This window comes from Psychrobacter immobilis, assembly GCF_904846185.1.
In the GTDB taxonomy this organism is placed as follows: Bacteria; Pseudomonadota; Gammaproteobacteria; order Pseudomonadales; family Moraxellaceae; genus Psychrobacter; species Psychrobacter immobilis_B.
On the sequence record NZ_CAJGZQ010000063.1, the window covers coordinates 1 to 911 of the forward strand.

General features: G+C 39.8%; 2 protein-coding genes. Both read right to left on the reverse strand.

Annotated features, from left to right (window positions below):
* Positions 1–528, reverse strand: a complete 528-nt coding sequence (locus tag JMW94_RS14915) for an IS630 family transposase (protein ID WP_413469117.1) — start codon at positions 526–528, stop codon at positions 1–3.
* Positions 494–847, reverse strand: a complete 354-nt coding sequence (locus JMW94_RS14920; RefSeq protein WP_087816314.1) for an IS630 transposase-related protein — start codon at positions 845–847, stop codon at positions 494–496. Before JMW94_RS14920 ends, JMW94_RS14915 begins: the two co-directional genes overlap by 35 nt.
* Positions 848–911: the final 64 nt, after the last annotated feature.

The window sequence follows — 911 nt, forward strand, 5'->3', positions numbered from 1 at the left end:
TCAGTCTATAATAAAAGAGATACAGCCCATATCCTGAAACAGTTTTGGTAAATTATTCTCCATCCACCCTTGGCGTAGAAACTTAGCCTGTGCCCACTTTTTCTCGATAGGGTTTAGATCAGGGCTGTACGGCGGCAGCCAAAGAATACGATGCCCGTGCCTGTTTAGTAGCTTTTGAATACGTTTGCTTTTATGAAATCTAGCATTATCCATAACTATAACGCATTTAGTCTTAAGGCTTGGGATTAGTGTTTGTTTGCACCATTGGTAGAATATGCTGCTATTAATATTTTTCTCAAAGTAATCAAGCGCAAACAGCATTTTTTCATACAGAGCACCGATGACGTTAGTACGCTTTTTTGCTTGCCAGTTGTAGCGATCAATACAAGGTTTGCCAATTGGTGCATAGCCATAAGGGCGAATAGTTTCGGCCTCAAAGCCACTTTCGTCCATATACACAATGGGATAGCCTTGCTGCTTAAAGCTATCAAGCTTACTCTGATATATCGCTCTTTTTATTGGACACACTTTTGGATGTTCTAAGGTCTTTTTTTTGACTGATACCAAGGCGCTTCAAGGCAATCTCAATACCCGATTTACTGCAGCCTAGACGCTGTGCTCGCTCGTACATATAATCATCTGGATGTTGAGCGACGTCTTTGAGAAGAGCCTCATTCGGTATTTTACTGGGTGGCTTATCCCGAGTTTTCTTAATACTTGGGTTTTTTAACCAACGCTGTAGTGCTGTTTTGCTAACATTATAGAAAATACAAGCTTGACGAATACTCATGTCTTTGTTTTGGACACTTTTGATCACTTGCGCTCGAAAGTCTGCTGAATAGGTCATGTATTCTTCTGCCGTGTCGCTTATTTTAAAAGTATTGTATCTTATTTATAAAAGACTGACTATA